This window comes from Streptomyces sp. NPDC026092, from assembly GCF_040638605.1.
In the GTDB taxonomy this organism is placed as follows: domain Bacteria; phylum Actinomycetota; class Actinomycetes; order Streptomycetales; family Streptomycetaceae; genus Streptomyces.
Genome location: NZ_JBEZYN010000004.1, coordinates 277,653 through 298,987, shown reverse-complemented (window position 1 = coordinate 298,987; position 21,335 = coordinate 277,653). Strand labels below are relative to the sequence as shown.

The window sequence follows — 21,335 nt, the reverse complement described above, 5'->3', positions numbered from 1 at the left end:
GTTCATCCACGCCTGCAGATGGGCCACCGAGTCGAAGCGGTAGACGACGACCCACTCGGGTTGCAGGTCGGTCGGCGGGGACACCTCGGCGCCGAGGTGTCCGGCGTATTCGGCGGCAGCGGCGTTGACGCCCTACTGCCACTTCTCGTACTCCCGCTCCATGCCGGGCCGTACCTTCCGGCTGAGGATGACCGTCGCGGCGGCGTCCGCGTTCCGCTCGCCGGTCATCGTCTCGGGCCCGTCCGCGCCGACCGGCTCTCACCCAGCCGGCTGTAGATCCGTTCCGGGGTCAGGGGCAGCTCGCGGTAGCGGACGCCGGTGGCGTCGCGGAGCGCGTTCGCCAGCGCGGGGGCCACCGGGTTGATGCAGCATTCCGCCATCCCCTTCGCCCGCATGGGCCCGACCGAGTCCGACGAAGCCACCAGGAGCAGCTCGGTGCGGGGGACATCGGCGAGGGTGGGGATCCGGTAGTTGCGGAGGTTCGGGTTGACCATGGCACCGTCCGCGTCGACCTGGAAGTTCTCGGTGAGCGCGAATCCGATGCCCTGGGCGACGCCGCCGTCCACCTGCCCCCGGACCTGCTCGGGGTTGATGATCACACCGGCGTCGGCCGCGTGGATGCTGTGCAGGATGCGGATTTCGCCCGTCACCCGGTGGACGGCGATGCGGAAGCCCTGGGTGTTGGAGGTCACGCTGCGGGGCGAGCCGTACGCCTTGCGCGCGGCGGTGAACCGGATCCCGCGTGCCCGGGCCAGGGCGACGAGCGTGGCCAGCGGGACGCGCTCGTCCCCGCAGACGACGTACTCGTCGTCCATCGAGCACATCACGACGTGGACACCCGTGTGCGCCGCGGCGAACTCCAAGATGCGGTCGCGGACCGCGTTGGCCGCCTTGAGGACCGCGTTGCCCGCCACGAAGAGGCCCGCGCTCGCGAAGGCGCCGGTGTCGAATCCCGTACGGTCGGTGTCGGACTGGACCAGACGGATCCGTGACGAGGTCGTACCCAGTTGGCTGGCCGCGATCTGAACATGCGCGGTCGATGTACCCTCCCCGAATTCGACGGTGCCGACGGCCAGTTCGTACACAAGGTCGTCACCGAGCGTGATCCATGCCTCGGAGATGTGGTCGGTCGGGGGCGCGGTCTCGTGCAGGGAGGCGGCGACGCCGACCCCGACGAGCCACCCTGGGCCGGGGGAGGGCTGGTCGGCCGTACGGGCCAGGGCTCCGGCCACGAGGTCGATGCACTTGGCGAGCCCGTCCTCGTTGAACATCACGTCGTCGGGGCCGTCGTGCAGCGCGACGAGAGGATCGCCGGGGCGCACGATGTTGCGGCGGCGCTGCTTGAGGGAGGGCCGACCCGGCGCGGCGATTCCTCTCCAGCGTACCCAGAACCGGCCGGCCCCGCTTGGCCAGACCCGGCCCGGCGTACACCGGCTGCCAGGGCCTGTGTTGAGTCCGTGCGGATCCCGTCATCCGCTCAGCTTGGGCCGCCGCGGCAGCGGCCCTGTTCGGCTGGGCCTCGCGCCGTCCAGAGCGGCTCGGTCGGCGCGTCGGGCCGTCGGGCCGTCGGGCCGTCGGGTCTTCGGGTCTTCGGGTCTTCGGGTCTTCGGGTCTTCGGGTTTCGGGTCATCGGATCGGGCGGCGGTGGGTCGAGTGGCGGATGCGCAGGGTGAGGTAGATGAGGTCTGCGACGAGTAGGGCTATGCCGATGATCAGGAGGAAGAGCAGGCCGTCGGCTGTGGCGCCGATGATGCCCAGCACGATCGCGATGATGACCAGGGCCAGGAAGAGCGTCATGGCGCCGCCTCCTCGGTCGGTGGGGCGGGCGGGTGGGCGGGCGGGGCTGTGGGTCAGCGGCGGGCCAGTTGGCGTTCGCCGTTCGCACCGGTTTCGTAGGGGAGTTGGTAGTAGCTGAAGACCGCTTCCTCGTCCTCGGCGGGAAGTACGTCGTCGGTGCCGATCGAAGGGCCCTGCTTCACCAGCGCCCTGTCATGGGCGACCCTTACATGGCCCGGCCCGGCCGTCGCGCCGTCCAGGGGGACGAAGACCAGACGGTGGCGGGTGGGCAGGCCGACCCGGATCGGGGCCATGGCCGGCTCGTCCGTGCTGGTGTCGACGTAGATCGCCTCCAGCTCGCCGATCCTGCGGCCCTGGGCGTCCACCACGTCGTAGGTCCGCCACTCACGGATGTCCGCCATCTCGATCATCCCGACTCCTCACGCCCAGTCGGTGTGGTCCGGCTGCCTGCGCGGGGGCGCCGGGGCCTCCTGGTCGGCGAGATACCGCCGCTCTCACGGTACTCCGCGTGGCCGTAGTCACGCGCGCGAGCGGTGGGCGGGGGTCTTCCCCGGCCGGACGTCACCCCTGGTGACCCACCTCGCGTGCGAGGTCCAGGCCCAGGACCCGGTCGAGGAAGGCGAAGGTCTCGAACTTGGCGCCGGGCGGTACGTCGGCGCGCGTCGCCACGTCGACCAGTGTGTCCAGGACGGCGGGAGCGTCGAGATCGTCGGCCAGCACGGCGTGGGCGTGGCGCAGCACGTCGGCAGGGACCGGCCTGGACGGCTCCTGGGCCCAGTCGGCCACGAGCTGCCGCCAGTTCTCCAGCGTCCGCCGGGCGTCTTCGAGGGCCGCATCGGCCAGCACGACCGGAGCGCGGTAGGCGTGCATGAGCATCAGCATCCTCATGGACAGGGGGTCGGTTCCCTCCGGAGCAGGCAGGGGGTGGGTGCCGTCTGGGGTCCCGCTCCTCCCTGGTGCCGGGGTTACCTGGCCCACTTCTACGCGGACCCCGCCTGACGCGTCCTGTGCCGTGGTGCCGTAGGCCTGTACGTGTACGTCCGCAGTGGCACAGAGCGTTCCAACGGCGTTGGTGGGCGGGTGGACGCCCAGCGCGGACATCGCGCGATCAAGCTCCTGGGCCTGCTCCTGCGGCAGGTCCGGCGTCGCGAGGAACGTGCGGGCCTGCAGGCCGTGCAACTCCGCCGCACGCGCCAGTACGTCACCGACCAGGAGCGCCCGCAGGTCCGCCATGCCGATCCCGGCGTCACCGACCGGCAGGTGGACGCAGATGCTCAGCAGATGGCGGCTTACGGAGGGAATCTCCACGAGGTGGCCGGTACGGGTGTCGACGATACGCAGCATGATGCGGAGGCTAGTGCGGGGAACCCCGGGCACCCGGGAGGCCCGGCCAGGCGCTCGGCGGTCGGCGTACTCCTGATGTACTTCCCGTGGAAAAGGAGGGCCCGCGATGCCCATGACACTGCCGGTACCGATCGAGTCGCGCCCGGACACCGGGGCGGGTGCGTAGCGATGGGACTCCTCGACACCTACTTCGGCACCCGGCGGCCCGACGAGGGGGTCGTACCGCGTACGTCCCTGGAGCTCCGGTCGACGCTCCTTGCCCTCAACGGGCCGGGCGTGCCCTTCGTCGTACGCAACGGGACCGCGAAGGAGGGCGACCTGGTCGCCGAATGTCGGATACCCCAGCTGCGCGTGCGGCTCTGGACCCGGATGCGCCTGGACGCGGCGAAGCACGAGGTGCGGGCCGTCGACGAGCAGTGGGAGTCCTCGGGGGAGCGCTCCCGCGGGCCGGCGAACGCGGTGTACCGGGTGTGGGGGAAGGAGACGGGGCCCGACGGGCGCGAGCGGAGGGTCGAGACGTTCCGTTTCGAGACCCGGGAGATGAAGGACCCCCTGCGCCAGGCGGTCCTCGACGCCGGCTGGTCCTGGCGCGGCGTGCTGTTCCGGCTCTGATCCGAATCCGCACAGGAGCCTCACACAGGCTGCGCACAGTCTTACGAGGCCTTCGTTAGCGTGACTGGCCGCTCGATTGCCTCTGCGAACGTGACCGGACCGCCGTCCCGGCGGGTCGACGGCACGTCAACTCAGGAAGACCGGGAAATGGACTACTGCTCCTCGTGTCGGCGGCACCTCAACGGCGCGTTGGTGTGCCCCGGGTGTGGTGCGTACGCCCCGGACATAGCGCCGCCCAACCTCTCCCCGAGCTCGGCAACCTCGATTGCGGTCGCCACCGTTCCCGCGGTCGCCGGCGTGCCCGCGAATCCCACCGCTTCCGCGGTTGAGGTTGCGGAGCCCGATGTGGCCCTCGTACCCGAAGGGCGCGCCGCTCGGCGGCGGCAGCGGGAGCGGTGGCGGAAGAACCAGCGCCGGGCCGTCGTCGCGACCGCCTTCGCGCTCGTGGGCGGCGGACTGGCCGTCAGCACGATGGACCGGCAGTCCGGCGACCGGGCTCAGGCGGCCACCGCGCCGGAGAATCCCGGTCTCGACCCCCTTGAGGAGACCGCCGAGGAGCCCCTCAAGGAGCCCCACGACAAGCACGTCGAGGAGCAGGTCGTACCGGACACCCTGCCCACCTCGATCTCTCCCCCGCCGCCCGCGCCCGTTTCCGCGACCTCGGGTCGGTCCGAACTCCCGCGCCAGGAAGGCGCAGCCACACCGCCGCCCGCCCCGCCGACCGTCGCCCCGCCCGCGGTCACCACTCAGCCTCGTACGACCACGCCACCGGTCGCGCCCGCGCTTCCGCCCACGGCCGCACCCACCGAAGCGGCCCCGGCGCCGCCCAGCCCGCCGCCGGCCGCTCCCGCTTCGCCGTCGGACGTGTGTCTGCCCTTGGTCTGTGTCGACCTCGGCCTCGGACTCGGACTCGACCTCGGCTGACCGCTCCGCGTCCTCGTACCTGCCGGCGGGCAGGCGCGGACTGGATCATCGGTGGCGCGGACGGCGACTTCGACAAGGACGAGCAGGCCGGCGTACGGGAGACCTGTTACGCCCTCGACCTGGGCCGCGAGCTGCACCGTCAGCAGGAACCTGTGGTGGCGGGCCGCCAGGTGGGCCCGCTCGTGGGCGAACAGCGCCCGGCGCTCGGGGGACGGCAGCGCGCACCTCGGGGTCGGACCAGACACCGGCCTGTGGGCTGTCTGGCCGGGTCCCGTCACGCCAACCGGTGAGCCGGGCTGCCGGAAGGCCCAACGCCGACGGCCTCCCCGTGGTGGGCCCAGGATCGGAATCACAGACTCCGGATCATGAGACACCCCACGAGTGTCCGGCCCCGGGCGCGCGCCAGAACGCGCGCCAAAGCCGCCGGACTCGCCTGCGTCGCCGCCCTCGCGGCCGTACCCGTCCTCGTCCTCGGCCCCGGCGCGGCGCCCGCGCAGGCCGCGCCGCTCCCGGGCGGGCTCGGGCCCTGCGTGCCCGGCAAGTGCCCGCCGGGCCGCTACCCGCAGATCAACAACGGCGGGATCGAATTCCGGGACAACGCGGTCAACCTCCTCGTCGGCGACGACTTCCGCGTCCGAGGCGCCGCCGCCGAGGCCGAGGGCCGGGTCGTCGTCCTGGACGACTTCGACATGAACAAGAACGCCGCCCAGGCCGGCGGCAACTACAACATCGGCGAGGCGGGCGTCGGCTCCCGCGTCCCCCCGGAGGCCGGCACGGACTGGCTGACGACCGGCGGCGACATCAGGGTCGCGGCCGGCCAGCAGGTGCTCGCCGAGGCCGGAGTCGTACGCCATGCCGGTACGGTCACCGGCACCGTCAAGGCCACCCTCGACGAGGACGCGAACGCCACCGCCCCGTACACCGCCCTGCGGGACCGGCTGACCACCGCGAGCCGCTGCTACGCCCGCGTCGACGGCGCCCCCCGTACGCCCACCGGCACCGCCGTCAACCAGGGCTACCGGACGCTCTTCACCGGTGACGGAACCTCACCGCTCCAGGTCTTCAACGTCGACTTCGACATGACCGGGGCGGGCGGCGCGCAGCAGGGCGTCGTCTTCGCCCGCATCCCGGCGAACGCCACGATTCTCGTCAACATCCTGGGCACCAACCGCACCCTCAGCACCTACAGCGGCGGCATCGCCGACGCGACCGACCCGCTCAACGCCTACCGCGAGAAGCTGCTCTGGAACATCCCGGACGCCACCACGGTGAACCTCACCGGAACCGGTCAGTTCCAGGGGAGCTTCCTCATCGGCGAGCAGTCCTCGGCCACCACGGTCACCCTGCCGGGCATCAACGGGCGTTTCTTCACGACCGGTTCGCTCACCCACACCAGCGCCGCCACGGGCGGCGGCGGCCAGGAGTTCCACGCGTACCCCTTCACCGGCGACCTGCCCGCGTGCGACAACACCGGGCCCGCCCTCGGTGAGGTGACGGTGGTCAAGGAGGACGCGCAGACGGGCGATCCGCTGGCCGGGGCCGTGTTCCAGCTGTGGGAGGAGACCAACGGCATCACCGGCCTCCAGGCCGGCGGCTCCGACCCCGACCAGACCATCGGCGACACCTGCACGACCAGCGCCGACGGCACCTGCTCACGGACCCTGCCGACCGGGACGTACTACTGGCAGGAGACCCAAGCCCCGCCCGGCTACGACCTGCCCCTCAACCCGGTCTTCGGGCCCCTGGTCCTGACCGAGGAGAACATCGCCGAGGGCGTGACCGTCACCGCCGAGAACACCCCCACCGTGAACCCGAACACCACCGGTCGGGTACGGGTGGTGAAGACGGACTCCGCGACGGGCGCGCCGCTCCCGGGAGCCTGGTTCCAGCTGTGGCGGGAGACCAACGGCATCACCGGCCTCCAGCCCAGCGGCAACGACCCCGACACCCAGGTGGGCCTGCTGTGCACCACCGACGCCGACGGCGTCTGCTCGCGGACCGTGGAGATCGGTACGTACTACTGGCAGGAGACCCGCGCCCCCGACGGCTACGACGTGCCCGACCCGAACGTCTTCGGGCCCCTCGTCCTGACCAGGGAGAACGCCTCCCAGGGCGTGACCGTCCAGGCCGCCAACACCGCGACCCCCGTCCCGCCCGTCGACGGCTCGCTCACCCTCACCAAGGTGGACGCCAAGACCGGACTGCCGCTGCGCGGCGCGGAGTTCGAGCTGTGGAAGGAGACCAACAACACCACCGGCCTCCAGACCATCGGCATCAACCCCGACACCCGGATCGGGGCCACCTGCACCACGAGCACCACGGGCGTCTGCGCCTTCGAGGACCTGGAGCAGGGCACGTACTACGCGCGTGAGACGGCCGTACCGGACGGGTACGTCCTGCCCGCCGACCCGGTCTTCGGCCCGTACGTCGTCGACGCCGGCCACGAGAACGTGACCGCCGAGGTGACGAACAGCCGCGAGGAGCCCTGCAAGGACATGGGCTACGGCGACGAGAACCCGTGCGAGGACACGGGGTACGGAGACCCGGGCCAGGGCACGAGGGTCTGAGCACCTGACGTCCTGACGTGGTGAGCCCGGCCCCGGACCGTTGTCCGGGGCCGGGCTTCGTCACAGACCCGTCGGCGTATCCGCGGCCAGGCGGACGAACGCCACCTCGAAGTGCTCCACCGAGACCACCCGCTGCCCCTCCCGCTGGGACGACTCGGCCCTGACACGGGCAGCCTCCTCCTCGCTCTCCCTCATCGCGGCCTCGTCCTCCCACAGGGTCAGCGACCGCGCCTCGCCCGTCTCCCGCTCGACCAGGTAGTACGCGCCCCGGAAGCCCGGGAGGTTCTCGACCAGCTTGACGATCGCCTCCGACCTGGCGGTCAGGTCGCCCTCCGGCGGAACCGGTGACCCCTGGTAGGTGCTCAGCCTCGCGAACATCGACGGACGTCCCTTCCTCGGCGGTGTCAGGACCAGCGTGCGACGGCGGGCCGCACCCCGCATGCCGGAGCGACAATGGGGGTGAGGGCGGGGGTCGGAGACGTACGGACCGTGAGGAGGCGGCGCCTGTGGTGCCGTACATCGCCGTGACCGCCCTGAGCCACGCCGGGCTGCTGCGCGAGCACAACGAGGACAGCCTCGTCGTCGGGCCCTGGACCCTGTGCGGGACCGTCACCGACAGCCCGCAGACCCTGCTGTTCCCGCTGGACAGGCCGCTCCTCGTGGCCGTCGCGGACGGGCTCGGCGGGCAGCCGGGCGGCGAGGTGGCCAGCTCCCTGGTGGTCCGGCGGCTCGCGGCGGTCGGGCCCGTGCTCGACGGTACGGAGACGGTCGGCGAGGCCCTGGAGATGTGCAACCGGGCCGTGTACGACGCCGCCGAGGGCCGCCCCGAACTCACGACCATGGGCACGACGGTCGCCGGCGCCCTCGTGCTTCCGCCGGAGTCGCTGCTGTCGTTCAACGTGGGCGACAGCAAGGTCTTCCACGTGTCCCGGGAGGGCGTCCTGCGCCAGGTCAGCGTGGACGACAGCCCGCCACCGCTGCCCGGGCACCGCACGACCTCGGCCGTCACGCAGACCCTCGGCGGGAGCCACCTGTACGAGGCCGTCGACCCGCACGTCGCCGAGTTCCCGCTCGCCGCGGGCGACCGCTACCTCGTGTGCAGCGACGGGCTGACCGACCCCGTGCCCGAGGAGGACATCGAGGCGCTGCTCCGCGTGCACGACGACGGCAAGGCGGCCTTCGAGCTGTGGAAGGCCGCTATGGAAGCGGGCGGACCCGACAACATCACCCTGGCCCTGGTCCGGATCGGGGAGATGGGAGAGGCGGGACAGGTCGGGGACGTCGGGGAGTGAGCTCTATTTGGGGCTCTGCTCGGGCTCCGGCTCGGGTTCCGGTTCGAGCTTCTTCCCGTTGCCCTTGCCCTCGCCCTCCCCCTCCGCCAGGAACTCCGTCACCGCCAGCGCGAACAGGAGGGCCAGCGCCAGGCCCACGACCACCCAGCCCGTCGGGTGGTCCCAGAAGACGTACGCCAGGACCGCCGCCGCCACCAGGATCCAGGTGATCCACCCCTGGTGCCGGTGCACGAACGGGCCGACCGGGCCCGTGCGCAGGCCCACGCCGTCGGCCGCCCCGCGGGTCGCCGCGATGCCCGAGTGCCACATCTGGCGGGCCGCGGTGGCCCACCGCCCCGGACCCGACAGCCAGGCCGCCAGGGCGAGCACGATCCCCAGGATCACCACCATCCGGATCGTCGTCCGCAGCAGCCGGATCATGGCGTCGTAGACGGAGCCGGCCGCGGCCTGCGAGACGGTGTCGGGCAGGGCGTTCAGATAGACCGTACGGAACACGGTCAAGCCGATCGCGAGGACCAGCGCCGCCGCGACGAAACCGAGGGCCGCCGCGATCAGGGAGCGCCGGCGGTGGGCCGAGAGCAGGACCCCGGCCGCCGCCAGCAGCACGGCGATCACCGGCAGCCACACGCCCATGATCTGGAGCAGCCGGAAGCCGGTCTTGACCTTCCCGATGTCGTCGGCCTTGAGGACCGTGAAGTCGGTGTGGACCTCGGGGATCTTCTCGGCGACGGTGAGGCCGGACTCGATCAGGCGCTGCTTGACCCGTTCGATCACGGGGGCGAGGTCGAGCGTCACCGTGTCGTTCTTGATCTCCACCGCACCTTCGCCGCTGCCGGTCAGGGCGCGGACGACCGAGGTGTGGATGGCCCGGTTGGCGTCGGTCCAGACGGTCTCGAAGGCGTCCGAGGCGACGATCTCCTCCGCCTTCTCGTGGACGAAGCTCTGGACCGCGCTCTCCAGGGAGTTCCCGAGCCGGCCCAGGGCCTTGGCCAGGAGGGGGCGTTGCTCGGGGGCCACGCCCTCCAGGAGGGCGTTCAGGTCGATGTGTTCCATGACGGCGCCGGTGACCCGGTTCGCCACGGCGGCCTGGACATCCGGGTCGGAGGCGAGCGGGGCGACCGTGGCGACGTACCGGTCGGTGTCGCCCACCTCGTCGGCCGTCCAGGCGGCGACGATGCCCAGCGGGGCGAGGATGCAGCCGAGGACAATCAGGAGCGCGGCGAAGAAGGAGCGGAGCCGGTGGCGCGGCGGCCGGGCCTTCGCGGCCTCGGCCTCCGTCTCCAGGGCGGCGATCCGGGCCCGGAGGGCTTCCAGCTCACCGTTGGAGCCCGAGCCTGGGGGTGGAGAATCCGGCTGCGTACTCATCTGCGCACCCCTCCTGAACTTCGGTCCTGAACATCGGTCCTCGACAGCAGTACAAATCAGGCCAAGTCTCCGGGCGGGAGGTGGGTCTGTCGCTCTGGGCGGGTCCGATCGGGTCTACGTGGAACCTCTCCGCCGCGCGATCATGGGGGCATGAAGCTGCGCTGCGCCGTACTCGACGACTACCAGGGCGTCGCCCTCGCCTCCGCCGACTGGGACCCGCTCGCCGACCGCGTCGACGTACGCGTCCTGCGCGAGCACGTCTCCGACCGGGACGCGCTCGTGGCCGAGGTCGAGGACTGCGAGATCCTCGTCGTCATGCGGGAGCGGACTCCGCTGGACGCCGCGCTGCTGCACCGGCTGCCCCGGCTGCGGCTCGTCGTGACCTCGGGGATGCGCAACGCCTCCATCGACCTGGCGGCCGCCGCCGCGCTCGGGATCACCGTCTGCGGTACGGCCAGCGCGTCCGAGCCGCCCGCCGAGCTGACCTGGGCGCTGATCCTGGGCCTCGCCCGGCACGTACCGGCCGAGGCGGGGGCGGTACGCGAGGGCGGGCCCTGGCAGTCGACGGTCGGCACCGACCTGTCCGGGCGCACTCTCGGCCTCGTCGGGCTCGGCAAGATCGGCGGCCGGGTGGCGCGGGTGGGGCTCGCCTTCGGCATGGACGTCGTCGCCTGGAGCCCGAACCTGACGGACGGGCGGGCGGCGGAGCACGGGGTCGTACGGGCGGCGGACCAGCGGGAGCTGCTGGAGCGCGCGGACTTCGTCTCCCTCCACATGGTGCTCTCGGAGTGCACCCGGAACTTGATCGGGGAGCCCGAACTGCGGGCGATGCGCCCGTCCTCGTACCTGATCAACACCTCGCGGGCGGGCCTGGTCGACGGCCCCGCGCTGCTGCGCGCGCTGCGGGAGGGCTGGATCGCGGGCGCCGGCCTCGACGTCTTCGCCACCGAACCCCTGCCCGCGGACGACCCGCTCCGTACCCTCCCCAACGTCCTGGCCCTGCCGCACCTGGGGTACGTGACGCGCGCCAACTACGGCCGCTACTTCGGCCAGGCGGTCGAGGACATCGAGGCGTTCCTGGCGGGGGCGCCGGTGCGGACGCTGGGGTAGGCGCGGGCCCCCGGGCGGTCAGAGCAGTTCGGCGCGGACGAGGGTCAGCAGTTCGTCGTCCGTCAGGCCGAGGGCCCTGGCCTCCGTCACGAGGTCTCGGGCCCGTTCGGCGAGGCGGGCGCGGGCGCCCACCGGGGCGCCGGGGACGATGGCCGCGCCCCGGCCCCTGCGGAGCTCGATCAGGCCCTCCTCGCGCAGGCGTTGGTAGCCGCGGAGGACGGTGTGGACGTTCACGCCGAGGGAGTCGGCGAGCTCGCGGGCGGCCGGGAGGCGCTCGCCGGGGCTCGCCGAACCGTCGGCGAGGGCCCCGCGCACGCAGGCGGCGATCTGGTCGCCGAGCGGTACGGCGGAGGCGGGGTCGACCCGGAAGAGCATGGTCAGACCCTCCCACGCCGTTCGGCCAGGGTGTTCAACAGGGCGGCGGCCGTCCGCGCGTCGGAGACGGTGACCGCGAACTCCCGGCCGCCCTCCCGCCGTACGACGAGCGCCTCCCCCGAGCGCAGGACCATGCCCGTGCGGTGGGCGCGCACCCGGTAGCCCCAGCCGCCGAACTCCCCGAGGGCGTCGATCTCCCGCGCGCTCGCGCTCGCGACCTCGTCGAGCGGTACGGAGACGCGGGGCCAGGGCGCGAGCGCGGGGCGGACGGTGAGGCCGCGCCGGTCGACGGTCACCCGGAGCCGGGACAGGACGAGGACGAGCGCCCCGGCCGCGCCGACGACGAGCCCGACCGGCCACGGCCCCAGGAGCGCGACGACCGGTGCCGCCGCGACCAGGACCGCTCCGGCGAGGGTCATCGGGCGCGAGCCGGTGGCGCGCGACCAGCCGGCGACCTCGCTCGGGCCGAGCGGCAGCGTGTCCACGTTCTCCGCGTCGACCGCGGAGGGCGTCTCCTGCTGCGGTACGAGGCGGGTCAGCGCCCAGCCCACGAGTGCGGCGATCCCGCCCGCGCCCGCCGCGACGGTGAGGTTGGCGAGCGGCGAGACGACCTGGGCCGGGTCGGTGGCGTCGAGGTTGTCCCGTACGAGAAGGACCATCAGCGCCCCCACGGCGCCGGCGGTCAGCCAGGCGCCCCAGAGCGCGGCGCGCCGGACGAGCGCGGTCCAGCCGGCGCCGAGGCCGAGGAGCAGGCCCGAGCTGAGGAGCGCGAAGGCGGCCAGGGCCGTCCAGCCGTCGGCGCGGCCGTCCGACGCGAAGTGCGTGGCGAGCGGATCGGGCAGGCGGTCGGCGGTGAGGCCGAGGACGGTCAGGTGGGCGGCGAGCGCGAGCAGGAACGGCAGCGCCGCGAACGCACGCAGACGGGTGGTCGGGACGTGGTGCACGGGAACCTCCCGGAGGATTGATTGTTCGTACTCTACTAGAACAAGTAGTTCTCCGGCCAGGGCTCGTGACGGCGGTGACCGTGACGGGCGGGCGTGGCTGTGGGACGGTGGACCCATGCCCGTACCCGTGATCCTCGACTGCGATCCCGGTCATGACGACGCGTTCAACATCCTGCTCGCCGCCGCCCATCCGGCCGTCGAGCTCCTCGGCATCACCACCGTCGCGGGCAATCAGACGGTCGAGAAGACCACCCTCAACGCGCGCCGTGTCTGCGCCGTCGCCGGGATCCGCGGGGTGCCGATCGCGGCGGGCCGCAACCGGCCGCTGATCGGGGTGCCGGACCGGGAGCCGCGCGTCGCCGAGGACATCCACGGCGGTACGGGGCTCGACGGCCCCGGCTTCGGCGAGGGCGAACCCGACGTCCCGCAGGACCCGCGCGACGCGCTGACCCTGATCCGGGACACCCTCCTCGCGCATCCGGCGCCCGTGACGCTCGTCCCGACCGGGCCGCTCACCAACATCGCCACGTTCCTGCTCGCCCACCCGGAGTTGACGCCCCGGATCGAGCGGATCGTGCTGATGGGCGGGTCGACCGGGCGCGGGAACACCACCCCGGCCGCGGAGTTCAACATCCTCTGCGACCCGGAGGCGGCGGACATCGTCTTCTCCAGCGGGCTGCCGGTCACGATGTTCGGACTCAACGCCACCCACCAGGCCCGCGCGACGCCCGAGGTCGTCGCCCGGCTCGCGGCGCTCGGCACGCCGCTGGCCCGGCTCTGCGTCGAGCTGCTCACGTACTTCGCCGGGACCTACCGCGAGGTGTACGGGTTCGACACCCCTCCGCTGCACGATCCGCTCACCGTGGCGCACCTGATCGACCCGTCGCTGATCAGCCTGGTGCGGGCGGCGGTCTCGGTCGAGCTGACCGGCACGCACACCCGGGGCGCCACGGTCGTGGACCTGGACGGGGTGACGGGCCGGCCGGCGAATGCGGAGGTGGGGATGGAGGTCGACGTCCCGGGCTTCTGGGAGCTGGTCATCGACGCGGTACGGGTCCTGGGGGAGCGCAGCGCCTGAGGGTCAGCCCTCCAGTACCTCCCGCAGCGCCTTCGCGAACTCCGCCGGGGCGCCCTGCTGGCCGTACTCGCCGCCCAGGAAGCCGCCGTGGTGGCTGGGGAAGACGGCGGGCTCGGTGCCCAGACCGGCGGCGACCTCCACGCCCGCGCGGTGGGCGAGTTCGCCCTCGGACTCCGCGCCGACGGCGACGACGACGCGGGTCTGCGCGGAACGGAGCGCCTCGAAGTCGGGTACGTAGCCGGTGCAGGTGCGCATGTTCTGGCCGAGCAGCGCGTCGTCGCGCGAGCCGTCGTCCTCGGTCGGCAGGCCGAAGGCGGCGGGCGAGGGAGCGGGCTCGTCGGCCCAGTCGGCCGGGAACGGGCCCTTCCGGCTGCTGATGGCGATGAACTTGGCCATCGCGGGGCCCATCCCCTCGCGCAGGTACGTGGCGCGGACGTCCGCGCAGGCCGCGAGGGCCGCCTCGCGGTCCGGGAGTACGGGTACGGTCGGCGGCTCGTGGGCGACGAGGGTGCGCACGAGGTCGCCGTGGCGGGCCACGAGCGCGAGCGCGTTGACGGCGCCGCCGCTGCTGGCGAAGACGTCCACCGGGCCCGCTCCGACCGCCTCGATGACCCGCCGCAGGTCGTCGGCGTGCTCCTCGGGCGTCGTCTCCGCGGCGCCGTCGGTACGGACGCTGCGGGCCACGCCCCGGGGGTCGTAGGTGATGACGGTCCGGTCGGCGAAGTGGGACGCCAGCGTCCCGAAGCCGCTCGCGTCCATGGGCGAACCGACCAGGAAGAGCGGCGGTGCCATCGGGGACCCGCCGGGGCGGATGTCGTAGCTCAGGGTGGCACCGGTCGCGTCGAGCGTGCGGGTGTCGATCTCGGCCATGGTTGCTTCTCCTCAGGTGTCGCACGGTTCGAAGGGGTAGACGGCGGGCGGCCGTAAAACTCATCGCGGCGGAGCCGACGAGAAGTGGCGAGCGGTGACGAGACGCAGCGTCTTGCGCAATCCCTCACCGGGCCCTACAGTCGAGCACAACGAGACGAGACGTCTCGTCGTGCTGAATGGCCTGTCGTCCACTCCAGGGAGTCGCTCTTGTTCCGTGTCCATCTCACCGACGTCACCAAGCGCTACGACGACCGGCTCGTCCTCGACCGGGTCTCCCTCACCGTCCGGCCCGGCGAACGCGTCGGCGTCGTCGGCGACAACGGCTCCGGCAAGTCCACGCTCCTCCGGCTCCTCGCCGGTCTGGAGCGGCCCGACAACGGCACCGTCGCAGTCGAGGCCCCCGGTGGTCTCGGCCATCTCGCCCAGACCCTGGACCTCCCCGGCACGGCGAGCGTCGGCGACGCCGTCGACCTCGCGCTCGCCGACGTACGGGAGCTGGAGCGGGCGATCCGGGCGGCGGAGGCGGCCCTGGACCGCACCGGGGACCTCGACGGGTACGCCGCGCTGCTCGCCGCGTACGAGGCGCGCGGCGGCCGGGACGCCGACCGGCGGGTCGAGACGACGCTGCGGCAGCTCGGCGAGAGCGCGCCGCTCGACCGGGACCGCCCGCTCGGCACGCTCTCCGGCGGGCAGCGCTCGCGCCTCGCGCTCGCCGCCACCCTGGCCGCCGACCCCGAACTGCTCCTCCTCGACGAGCCGACCAACGACCTCGACGACGAGGCCGTGACCTGGCTGGAGGAGCGGCTGCGCGCCCACCGGGGCACCGTCGTCGCCGTCACCCACGACCGGGCCTTCCTCGACCGGGTCACGACCGCGGTCCTGGAGGTCGACCACGAGCTGCGGACGGTACGGCGCTATGGCAACGGTTACGCCGGCTACCTGACCGGCCGCGCGGCCGAACGGGCGCGCTGGGAGCGGGAGTACGAGGAGTGGCGGGCGGAGCTCGCACGGTACTCGGCCCTCGCCGACACGAACATCGACCGCTTCTCCGCGATCCCGCGCAAGGCCCCGGCAGCCTTCAGCGGGGCGGGCGCCTTCCGGGCCCGGTCACGGGCGCACGGCGCGATGAGCAGGATCCGGGCGGCCCGCGAGAAGCACCACCGGCTCACCGAGAACCCGGTGGCCGCGCCCCCGGAACCTCTCCGCTTCACGGCCGCCATCGAGGGCGAGGCGGCGGGCCCGGTCGCCCTGACGGACGTACACGTGGAGGGACGCCTCCACCTGGACGCCCTGCACCTGCCTCCCGGCGAACGCCTCCTGGTCACCGGCCCGAACGGCGCCGGCAAGACCACCCTTCTCAAGATCCTCGCGGGCGAACTGGCCCCGGACGGCGGCACGGTGACGACCCCGCCCCGCGTCGGAATGCTCCGCCAGGACACCGCACTCCCGGACGACCCCCGCACGGTCGCGACGGCGTTCGGGGCGGGCCGGGAGGAGGAGCTGCTCCGCCTCGGCCTGTTCAAGGCGGCCGATCTGACCACGCCCGTACGGGAGTTGTCGACGGGCCAGCGCCGCAAACTGGAACTGGCCCACCTGGTCACCCGCCCTGCGGACCTGCTCCTCCTCGACGAACCGACCAACCACCTGGCCCCCGCCCTCGTAGAAGAACTGGAGGCCGCCCTCGCCCACTACCCCGGCACGCTGGTGATCGTCACCCACGACCGCCGCATCCGCGCGGGCTTCCGAGGCCACCGGCTCGAACTGGCCCCGGCGCCCGTCGGCTGAGGGGACTAGGGCCTGTCCGGCGGATCATGGCCGGGGCCGCGACGCCTGGCACGGCACCTCGCCGCGTTGCCGAAACGCCTGAATAGCTCCGCTATTAAGGCGCTCCGGCGCCTTGCGATGCACCGCACCAGACGCCGCGTCCTATCCGGCCCTGATCCGCCGGACAGGCCCTAGTCGTCACCCTCCAGGTCGCCCTCAGTCTCCAGGAAGACCTGGCGGAGGGCGGCCAGGGTCTGGGGGTCCGGCTTTTCCCACATGCCTCGGGACTCGGCTTCCAGGAGGCGTTCGGCGATGCCGTGGAGGGCCCAGGGGTTGGCCTCCTTGAGGAAGGCCTGGTTCTCCGGGTCGAGGACGTACGTCTCCGTCAGCTTGTCGTACATCCAGTCGGCGACCACGCCCGTCGTCGCGTCGTAGCCGAAGAGGTAGTCGACCGTCGCCGCCAGCTCGAACGCGCCCTTGTAGCCGTGGCGGCGCATCGCCTCGATCCACTTCGGGTTGACCACGCGGGCGCGGAAGACCCGCGAGGTCTCCTCGACCAGGGTGCGCGTGCGGACCGTCTCCGGGCGGGTGGAGTCGCCGATGTACGCCTCCGGGGCCGTGCCCGTCAGCGCGCGGACGGTCGCCACCATGCCGCCGTGGTACTGGAAGTAGTCGTCGGAGTCGGCGATGTCGTGCTCGCGCGTGTCCGTGTTCTTCGCAGCGACCGCGATCCGCTTGTACGCCGTCTCCATCTCCGCGCGCGCCGGGCGGCCTTCGAGGCCGCGGCCGTACGCGTAGCCGCCCCACACCGTGTACACCTCGGCGAGGTCCGCGTCCGTCCGCCAGTCGCGCGAGTCGATCAGCTGGAGGATGCCCGCGCCGTACGTGCCCGGCCGCGAGCCGAAGATCCGGGTCGTCGCGCGCCGCTCGTCGCCGTGCTCGGCGAGGTCCGCCTGCGCGTGCGCCCGTACGTAGTTGTCCTCGGCCGGCTCGTCGAGCCCCGCCGCAAGGCGTACGGCGTCGTCGAGGAGGCCGATGACGTGCGGGAACGCGTCCCGGAAGAAGCCCGAGATGCGCAGCGTGACGTCGACGCGCGGGCGGCCCAGCTCGGCGAGCGGGATCGGCTCCAGGCCGTTCACCCGGCGCGAGGCGTCGTCCCACGTGGGACGGATGCCCAGCAGGGCCAGGGCCTCGGCCACGTCGTCGCCCGCCGTGCGCATCGCGCTCGTACCCCACAGGGAGAGGCCGACGGAGGTCGGCCACTCGCCGTTGTCGGAGCGGTAGCGCTCCAGGAGCGAGTCGGCGAGCGCCTGGCCGGTCTCCCACGCGAGGCGGGAGGGGACGGCCTTGGGGTCGACCGAGTAGAAGTTCCGGCCGGTCGGAAGCACGTTGACCAGGCCCCGGAGGGGCGAGCCGGACGGGCCGGCGGGCACGAAGCCGCCGTTCAACGCGTGGACGGCGTGGGTGAGTTCGTCGGTCGTGGCGGCCAGGCGCGGGACGACCTGCTCGCACGCGAAGCGGAGGACCGCGGCTACATCGGGGCCGTACCCCTCGGCCACCGACGCGACCGCGTCCACCGACCAGTCCGCCGCCTCCATCGCCTCGACCAGCTCGCGCGCCGTCGCCTCCGCCTCGTCGGCGGTGGTCCGGGTCGCGGCCGACTCGTCCAGCCCGAGGGCCTCACGGAGACCCGGCAGGGCCTGCGTACCGCCCCAGATCTGCCGGGCGCGCAGGATCGACAGGACCAGGTTGACCCGCGCCTCGCCCACCGGCGCCCCGCCGAGGACGTGCAGACCGTCCCTGATCTGCGCGTCCTTGACCTCGCAGAGCCAGCCGTCGACGTGCAGCAGGAAGTCGTCGAAGCCGTCGTCCTCCGGGCGGTCCTCCATCCCCAGGTCGTGGTCGAGCTTCGCCGCCTGGATCAGCGTCCAGATCTGCGCCCGGATCGCCGGCAGCTTCGACGGGTCCATCGAGGAGATCTGCGCGTACTCGTCGAGCAGCTGCTCCAGGCGCGCGATGTCGCCGTACGAGTCGGCGCGGGCCATCGGCGGCACCAGGTGGTCCACGAGCGTGGCGTGCACGCGCCGCTTGGCCTGCGTGCCCTCGCCCGGGTCGTTGACCAGGAAGGGGTAGACGAGGGGGATGTCGCCGAGCGCCGCGTCCGGACCGCACGCGGCCGACAGGCCCGCGTTCTTGCCCGGCAGCCACTCCAGGTTGCCGTGCTTGCCGAGGTGGACCATCGCGTCCGCCCCGAAGCCACCGTCCTCGGCGCGCGCCGCGATCCAGCGGTAGGCGGCCAAGTAGTGGTGGGACGGCGGGAGATCGGGGTCGTGGTAGATCGCGATCGGGTTCTCGCCGAAGCCGCGCGGCGGCTGGATGAGGATCAGCAGGTTCCCGCGCCGCAGCGCGGCGAGGACGATGTCGCCTTCTGGGTCGCCTTCGGCGGTACGGGACCGGTCGAGGAACATCTCGCCGGGCGCCGGGCCCCAGTGCTCCTCGACGCCCGCGCGCAGCTCCTGCGGCAGGGTCGCGTACCAGCGCTTGTAGTCGGCGGCCGGGATACGGACGGGGTTGCGGGCGAGCTGCTCCTCGGTGAGCCAGTCCTGGTCGTGGCCGCCGGCCTCGATCAGGGCGTAGATCAGCTCGTCGCCGTCGCCGGAGACCAGGCCCGGGATGTCGTCCTCGGCCCCGAAGTCGTACCCCTCGGCGATCAGGCGCCGCAGCAGCGCGACGGCGGAGGCGGGGGTGTCCAGGCCGACCGCGTTGCCGATCCGGGAGTGCTTCGTCGGGTACGCGGAGAGGACGAGCGCGAGCTTCTTCTCGGCGTTCGGGATGTGCCGCAGCCGGGCATGGCGCACGGCGATCCCGGCGACGCGGGCGGCGCGCTCGGTGTCGGCGACGTACGCCGGGAGCCCGTCCTCGTCGATCTCCTTGAAGGAGAACGGGACGGTGATCAGGCGGCCGTCGAACTCGGGCACGGCGACCTGACTGGCCGCGTCCAGCGGCGACAGGCCCTCGTCGTTCTCCTCCCAGGCCGCGCGCGAACCGGTCAGGCAGAGCGCCTGCAGGATCGGTACGTCGAGGGCGGCGAGCGCGCCCGCGTCCCAGGCGTCCTCGTCGCCGCCGGCCTGCGCCTCGGCGGGCTTGGTGCCACCGGCGGCGAGCACCGTGGTGACGATCGCGTCCGCGCGCTTGAGCGTCTCGATCAGCTCGGGCTCGGGCGCGCGCAGGGAGGCGACGTACAGCGGCAGGGCGCGGGCGCCGGCGTCCTCGATCGCCTCGCAGAGGGAGTCGACGAAGGCGGTGTTCCCGCTCATGTGGTGGGCGCGGTAGTACAGCACGGCGACGGTCGGGCCGTCGGTCGTCCGGGCCGTGCGCTCCAGCGGCCCCCAGGTCGGCGCGGCGGCCGGGGCCTCGAAGCCGTGGCCGGTCAGCAGCACGGTGTCGGAGAGGAACCGGGCGAGCTGCTCCAGGTTGGCCGGTCCGCCGTGCGCCAGGTAGGCGTGGGCCTCGGTGGCGACGCCGACGGGAACGGTGGAGGCCTCCATGAGCTGGGCGTCCGGGGCCTGTTCGCCGGAGAGCACGACCAGCGGCTTCCCGGCGGCGCGCAGCGCGTCGAGGCCGTCCTCCCAGGCCCGCAGCCCGCCGAGGAGCCGGACGAGCACGAGGTCGGCGCCTTCGAGGAGACCGGGCAGGTCGTCCAGGGAGAGCCGGGAGGGGTTGGCGAACCGGTACGCGACCGGACCGCCGGCCGCGCGGGCGCTGAGCAGGTCGGTGTCGGAGTGCGACAGCAACAGAATTCGCATGCGTGCGCAGGCCTTCCTCGGGGTTGTCCGCGCCCCGGGTGGTCGTGTGGACGGCAGGAGTTCCTGACTCACCCGGCTCCTTCCGGAACCTGGCTCACAGTGGCGGGACCGCGCCGGATTCTCACCGGGCTTCCTCCCCGGGGTCCTGGGACCCCATGCCGATCTGCATAGTAGATCGTGCCTCTTCGGGGCCGGGTCTGGGCCGCTGACGACGTGGGTATGCTCGCCGCCATGCCGCCCACCCCACCCACAACACCCAACCCGGGCGAACCGCCCGTACGGGACCGTGGTGACGCCTGCCCCGGGGCGCTTCGGCTGCACGCCGCCGACGACGGGCGACTCGCTCGACTCCGGCTGCCCGCAGGGGTTTTGACGGTACGTCAGGTCGGCGTGCTCGCGTCGGTCACGGAAGATCTCGGCGACGGACGGGTCAGTGTCACCTCCCGAGGGAACGTGGAGCTGCGCGGGCTCGGTGAAGGGTGCGGGGGCGAGCTGGCCGAGCGGCTCTCGGAGGCCGGGCTGCTGCCCTCCCCGACCCATGAGCGGGTCCGGAACATCGTGGCCTCGCCGGCGGCCGGGCTCGACGGACTCGGCCACGGTGACGTGCAGTTGTGGGCCCGCGAGCTGGACGCGCTGCTGTGCGCACGGCCCTGGACGGCGGCCCTGTCCGGCCGGTTCCTCTTCGTCCTGGACGACGGGCGCGGCGATGTGGCCGGGCTCGGCGGAGATGTGACGTTGATCGCAGGAGAGGGTTCGGTACGGGTGCGGGTCGGCGACCAGGTCGTCCGCGTCCCCGCCGCCGACGCGCCCCGGGCCGCGCTCGCCGCAGCCGGCGCCTTCCTGGACGCCGCCCGGACCGCCGGGAACGGGGCCTGGCGGGTGCGGGAGCTGCCGGAGGGGCACGAGCCGGAGCCGGCGGCCGCCCTCGCGGGGGCCGGGATCGAGGTCCAAGCGTCCTCGGTCGAGCTTCCACAGTGCGAACCCGTCACCCCCGGCCCCCTCGGCCCGCACGCCCTGCACGTCCTCGCGCCCCTCGGCCGGCTGACCGCCGCCCAGCTGCGGGCGCTCGCCGCGAGCGGGGGCGAGGTGCGGCTCACCCCCTGGCGCGGGGCCGTCGTCACCGGCCTCGCCGACCAAGGCGCCGTCGCGCGCCGGCTGGGCGAGCTCGACGCGTACGGGCTCATCACCGACCCCCGCTCCCCCTGGGCCGGCGTCGGCGCCTGCACCGGGCTTCCCGGCTGCGCCAAGTCCCTCGCCGACGTGCGCGCGGACGCCGTCCCGGGCGACGTTCCCGGCCACCGGGGGCTCCCCGTCCACTTCTCCGGGTGCGAGCGGCGCTGCGGTCACCCGCAGGCCCCCGCGTGGGTCGACGTCGTCGCCACCGGCGAGGGCGCGTACCTCGTGGCCGGGCGCCCCACCCTCCGTACCGACCTCCCCGAAGCCGTCGCGGCGGCCCGCGTCCCCTCAGCAACCACGAGATGAGCGAG

General features: G+C 73.1%; 18 protein-coding genes, 2 pseudogenes and 1 riboswitch. Of the genes and pseudogenes, 9 read left to right on the top strand and 11 right to left on the bottom strand.

The window, feature by feature from the left end:
- Positions 1 to 224 precede the first annotated feature (224 nt).
- The 4 genes from AB0F56_RS08660 to AB0F56_RS08645 all read right to left on the bottom strand — a co-directional run bounded on the left by AB0F56_RS08660 (position 225) and on the right by AB0F56_RS08645 (position 3,141).
- On the bottom strand, positions 225 to 1,322 hold the full coding sequence (locus AB0F56_RS08660; RefSeq protein ID WP_362005711.1) for a molybdopterin cofactor-binding domain-containing protein: 1,098 nt from the start codon (positions 1,320 to 1,322) through the stop codon (positions 225 to 227).
- A gap of 304 nt (positions 1,323 to 1,626) precedes the next feature.
- Positions 1,627 to 1,797 (bottom strand): hypothetical protein, encoded by a 171-nt coding sequence (locus AB0F56_RS08655; RefSeq protein WP_362005709.1) that lies wholly within the window; start codon positions 1,795 to 1,797, stop codon positions 1,627 to 1,629.
- Between the two features lie 53 nt (positions 1,798 to 1,850).
- Positions 1,851 to 2,207: a PRC-barrel domain-containing protein gene (locus AB0F56_RS08650; RefSeq protein ID WP_362005706.1), complete on the bottom strand. Its 357-nt coding sequence runs from the start codon at positions 2,205 to 2,207 to the stop codon at positions 1,851 to 1,853.
- 151 nt (positions 2,208 to 2,358) lie between these two features.
- Positions 2,359 to 3,141 carry a hypothetical protein gene (locus tag AB0F56_RS08645; RefSeq protein WP_362005704.1) on the bottom strand — a complete coding sequence of 261 codons (783 nt, stop codon included), beginning with the start codon at positions 3,139 to 3,141 and terminating at the stop codon, positions 2,359 to 2,361.
- A gap of 168 nt (positions 3,142 to 3,309) precedes the next feature.
- Here AB0F56_RS08645 and AB0F56_RS08640 point away from each other — a divergent pair, with 168 nt between their 5' ends.
- The 3 genes and pseudogenes from AB0F56_RS08640 to AB0F56_RS08630 form a co-directional block, all read left to right on the top strand.
- Positions 3,310 to 3,753, top strand: a complete 444-nt coding sequence (locus AB0F56_RS08640; protein WP_362005701.1) for a hypothetical protein — start codon at positions 3,310 to 3,312, stop codon at positions 3,751 to 3,753.
- A gap of 345 nt (positions 3,754 to 4,098) precedes the next feature.
- Positions 4,099 to 4,677 carry a hypothetical protein gene (locus AB0F56_RS08635; RefSeq protein WP_362005699.1) on the top strand — a complete coding sequence of 193 codons (579 nt, stop codon included), beginning with the start codon at positions 4,099 to 4,101 and terminating at the stop codon, positions 4,675 to 4,677.
- Positions 4,678 to 4,721: 44 nt separating this feature from the next.
- Positions 4,722 to 4,799, top strand: a pseudogene (locus tag AB0F56_RS08630) (Tellurite resistance TerB); the annotation flags it as partial.
- On the opposite strand, the pseudogene AB0F56_RS08625 reads toward AB0F56_RS08630, so the two are convergent.
- Positions 4,797 to 4,883 (bottom strand): annotated as a pseudogene (locus AB0F56_RS08625) (M48 family metalloprotease); the annotation flags it as partial. The pseudogenes AB0F56_RS08630 and AB0F56_RS08625 overlap by 3 nt on opposite strands.
- Positions 4,884 to 5,042: 159 nt before the next feature.
- Between AB0F56_RS08625 and AB0F56_RS08620 the strand changes: the two are divergent.
- Complete coding sequence (locus tag AB0F56_RS08620) at positions 5,043 to 7,244, top strand: choice-of-anchor A family protein (RefSeq protein WP_362005696.1); 2,202 nt, start codon at positions 5,043 to 5,045, stop codon at positions 7,242 to 7,244.
- A gap of 60 nt (positions 7,245 to 7,304) precedes the next feature.
- Here the strand turns inward: AB0F56_RS08620 and AB0F56_RS08615 are convergent, their stop codons facing one another.
- Positions 7,305 to 7,622 carry a hypothetical protein gene (locus tag AB0F56_RS08615; RefSeq protein WP_362005694.1) on the bottom strand — a complete coding sequence of 106 codons (318 nt, stop codon included), beginning with the start codon at positions 7,620 to 7,622 and terminating at the stop codon, positions 7,305 to 7,307.
- A 131-nt stretch (positions 7,623 to 7,753) separates the two neighbouring features.
- Here AB0F56_RS08615 and AB0F56_RS08610 point away from each other — a divergent pair, with 131 nt between their 5' ends.
- The gene (locus AB0F56_RS08610; protein ID WP_362006157.1) at positions 7,754 to 8,536 is read left to right on the top strand and encodes a PP2C family serine/threonine-protein phosphatase; all 783 of its coding nucleotides are present in this window, start codon (positions 7,754 to 7,756) and stop codon (positions 8,534 to 8,536) included.
- A 3-nt stretch (positions 8,537 to 8,539) separates the two neighbouring features.
- Here AB0F56_RS08610 and AB0F56_RS08605 read toward each other — a convergent pair whose 3' ends face one another.
- Entirely contained in the window at positions 8,540 to 9,901 is a 1,362-nt protein-coding gene (locus AB0F56_RS08605; protein ID WP_362005692.1) for a hypothetical protein, read from the bottom strand.
- A 150-nt stretch (positions 9,902 to 10,051) separates the two neighbouring features.
- Between AB0F56_RS08605 and AB0F56_RS08600 the strand changes: the two genes are divergently transcribed.
- A complete protein-coding gene (locus AB0F56_RS08600) occupies positions 10,052 to 11,011 on the top strand; it encodes a D-2-hydroxyacid dehydrogenase family protein (RefSeq protein ID WP_362005689.1) in 960 nt (319 codons plus the stop codon).
- 18 nt (positions 11,012 to 11,029) lie between these two features.
- Here the strand turns inward: AB0F56_RS08600 and AB0F56_RS08595 are convergent, their stop codons facing one another.
- Positions 11,030 to 11,386, bottom strand: a complete 357-nt coding sequence (locus tag AB0F56_RS08595; protein WP_362005686.1) for a GntR family transcriptional regulator — start codon at positions 11,384 to 11,386, stop codon at positions 11,030 to 11,032.
- Positions 11,387 to 11,388: 2 nt separating this feature from the next.
- A complete protein-coding gene (locus AB0F56_RS08590; protein WP_362005684.1) occupies positions 11,389 to 12,330 on the bottom strand; it encodes a hypothetical protein in 942 nt (313 codons plus the stop codon).
- 115 nt (positions 12,331 to 12,445) lie between these two features.
- Between AB0F56_RS08590 and AB0F56_RS08585 the strand changes: the two genes are divergently transcribed.
- Positions 12,446 to 13,408 carry a nucleoside hydrolase gene (locus tag AB0F56_RS08585; protein ID WP_362005682.1) on the top strand — a complete coding sequence of 321 codons (963 nt, stop codon included), beginning with the start codon at positions 12,446 to 12,448 and terminating at the stop codon, positions 13,406 to 13,408.
- 3 nt (positions 13,409 to 13,411) lie between these two features.
- Here AB0F56_RS08585 and AB0F56_RS08580 read toward each other — a convergent pair whose 3' ends face one another.
- On the bottom strand, positions 13,412 to 14,278 hold the full coding sequence (locus AB0F56_RS08580; RefSeq protein WP_362005679.1) for an alpha/beta hydrolase: 867 nt from the start codon (positions 14,276 to 14,278) through the stop codon (positions 13,412 to 13,414).
- Positions 14,279 to 14,485: 207 nt separating this feature from the next.
- Between AB0F56_RS08580 and abc-f the strand changes: the two genes are divergently transcribed.
- Positions 14,486 to 16,063, top strand: coding sequence for a ribosomal protection-like ABC-F family protein (gene abc-f, locus AB0F56_RS08575; RefSeq protein WP_362005678.1), 1,578 nt, complete (start codon positions 14,486 to 14,488; stop codon positions 16,061 to 16,063).
- 170 nt (positions 16,064 to 16,233) lie between these two features.
- Here abc-f and cobN read toward each other — a convergent pair whose 3' ends face one another.
- Positions 16,234 to 19,848, bottom strand: coding sequence for a cobaltochelatase subunit CobN (gene cobN / locus AB0F56_RS08570; RefSeq protein WP_362005676.1), 3,615 nt, complete (start codon positions 19,846 to 19,848; stop codon positions 16,234 to 16,236).
- Between the two features lie 36 nt (positions 19,849 to 19,884).
- Positions 19,885 to 20,024: riboswitch (cobalamin riboswitch) on the bottom strand.
- Between the two features lie 55 nt (positions 20,025 to 20,079).
- Here cobN and AB0F56_RS08565 point away from each other — a divergent pair.
- Positions 20,080 to 21,330 (top strand): cobalamin biosynthesis protein CobG, encoded by a 1,251-nt coding sequence (locus tag AB0F56_RS08565; RefSeq protein WP_362005674.1) that lies wholly within the window; start codon positions 20,080 to 20,082, stop codon positions 21,328 to 21,330.
- The last annotated feature ends 5 nt before the right edge of the window (positions 21,331 to 21,335 follow it).

What these genes read in the sequence shown, in the direction of transcription:
- AB0F56_RS08655 (WP_362005709.1), bottom strand. Translation starts at nt 1,797, where the DNA reads ATGACGCTCTTCCTGGCCCTGGTCATCATCGCGATCGTGCTGGGCATC.
- AB0F56_RS08650 (WP_362005706.1), bottom strand. Translation starts at nt 2,207, where the DNA reads ATGATCGAGATGGCGGACATCCGTGAGTGGCGGACCTACGACGTGGTG.
- AB0F56_RS08645 (WP_362005704.1), bottom strand. Translation starts at nt 3,141, where the DNA reads ATGCTGCGTATCGTCGACACCCGTACCGGCCACCTCGTGGAGATTCCC.
- AB0F56_RS08640 (WP_362005701.1), top strand. Translation starts at nt 3,310, where the DNA reads ATGGGACTCCTCGACACCTACTTCGGCACCCGGCGGCCCGACGAGGGG.
- AB0F56_RS08620 (WP_362005696.1), top strand. Translation starts at nt 5,043, where the DNA reads ATGAGACACCCCACGAGTGTCCGGCCCCGGGCGCGCGCCAGAACGCGC.
- AB0F56_RS08615 (WP_362005694.1), bottom strand. Translation starts at nt 7,622, where the DNA reads ATGTTCGCGAGGCTGAGCACCTACCAGGGGTCACCGGTTCCGCCGGAG.
- AB0F56_RS08605 (WP_362005692.1), bottom strand. Translation starts at nt 9,901, where the DNA reads ATGAGTACGCAGCCGGATTCTCCACCCCCAGGCTCGGGCTCCAACGGT.
- AB0F56_RS08600 (WP_362005689.1), top strand. Translation starts at nt 10,052, where the DNA reads ATGAAGCTGCGCTGCGCCGTACTCGACGACTACCAGGGCGTCGCCCTC.
- AB0F56_RS08595 (WP_362005686.1), bottom strand. Translation starts at nt 11,386, where the DNA reads ATGCTCTTCCGGGTCGACCCCGCCTCCGCCGTACCGCTCGGCGACCAG.
- AB0F56_RS08585 (WP_362005682.1), top strand. Translation starts at nt 12,446, where the DNA reads ATGCCCGTACCCGTGATCCTCGACTGCGATCCCGGTCATGACGACGCG.
- AB0F56_RS08580 (WP_362005679.1), bottom strand. Translation starts at nt 14,278, where the DNA reads ATGGCCGAGATCGACACCCGCACGCTCGACGCGACCGGTGCCACCCTG.
- cobN (WP_362005676.1), bottom strand. Translation starts at nt 19,848, where the DNA reads ATGCGAATTCTGTTGCTGTCGCACTCCGACACCGACCTGCTCAGCGCC.
- AB0F56_RS08565 (WP_362005674.1), top strand. Translation starts at nt 20,080, where the DNA reads ATGCCGCCCACCCCACCCACAACACCCAACCCGGGCGAACCGCCCGTA.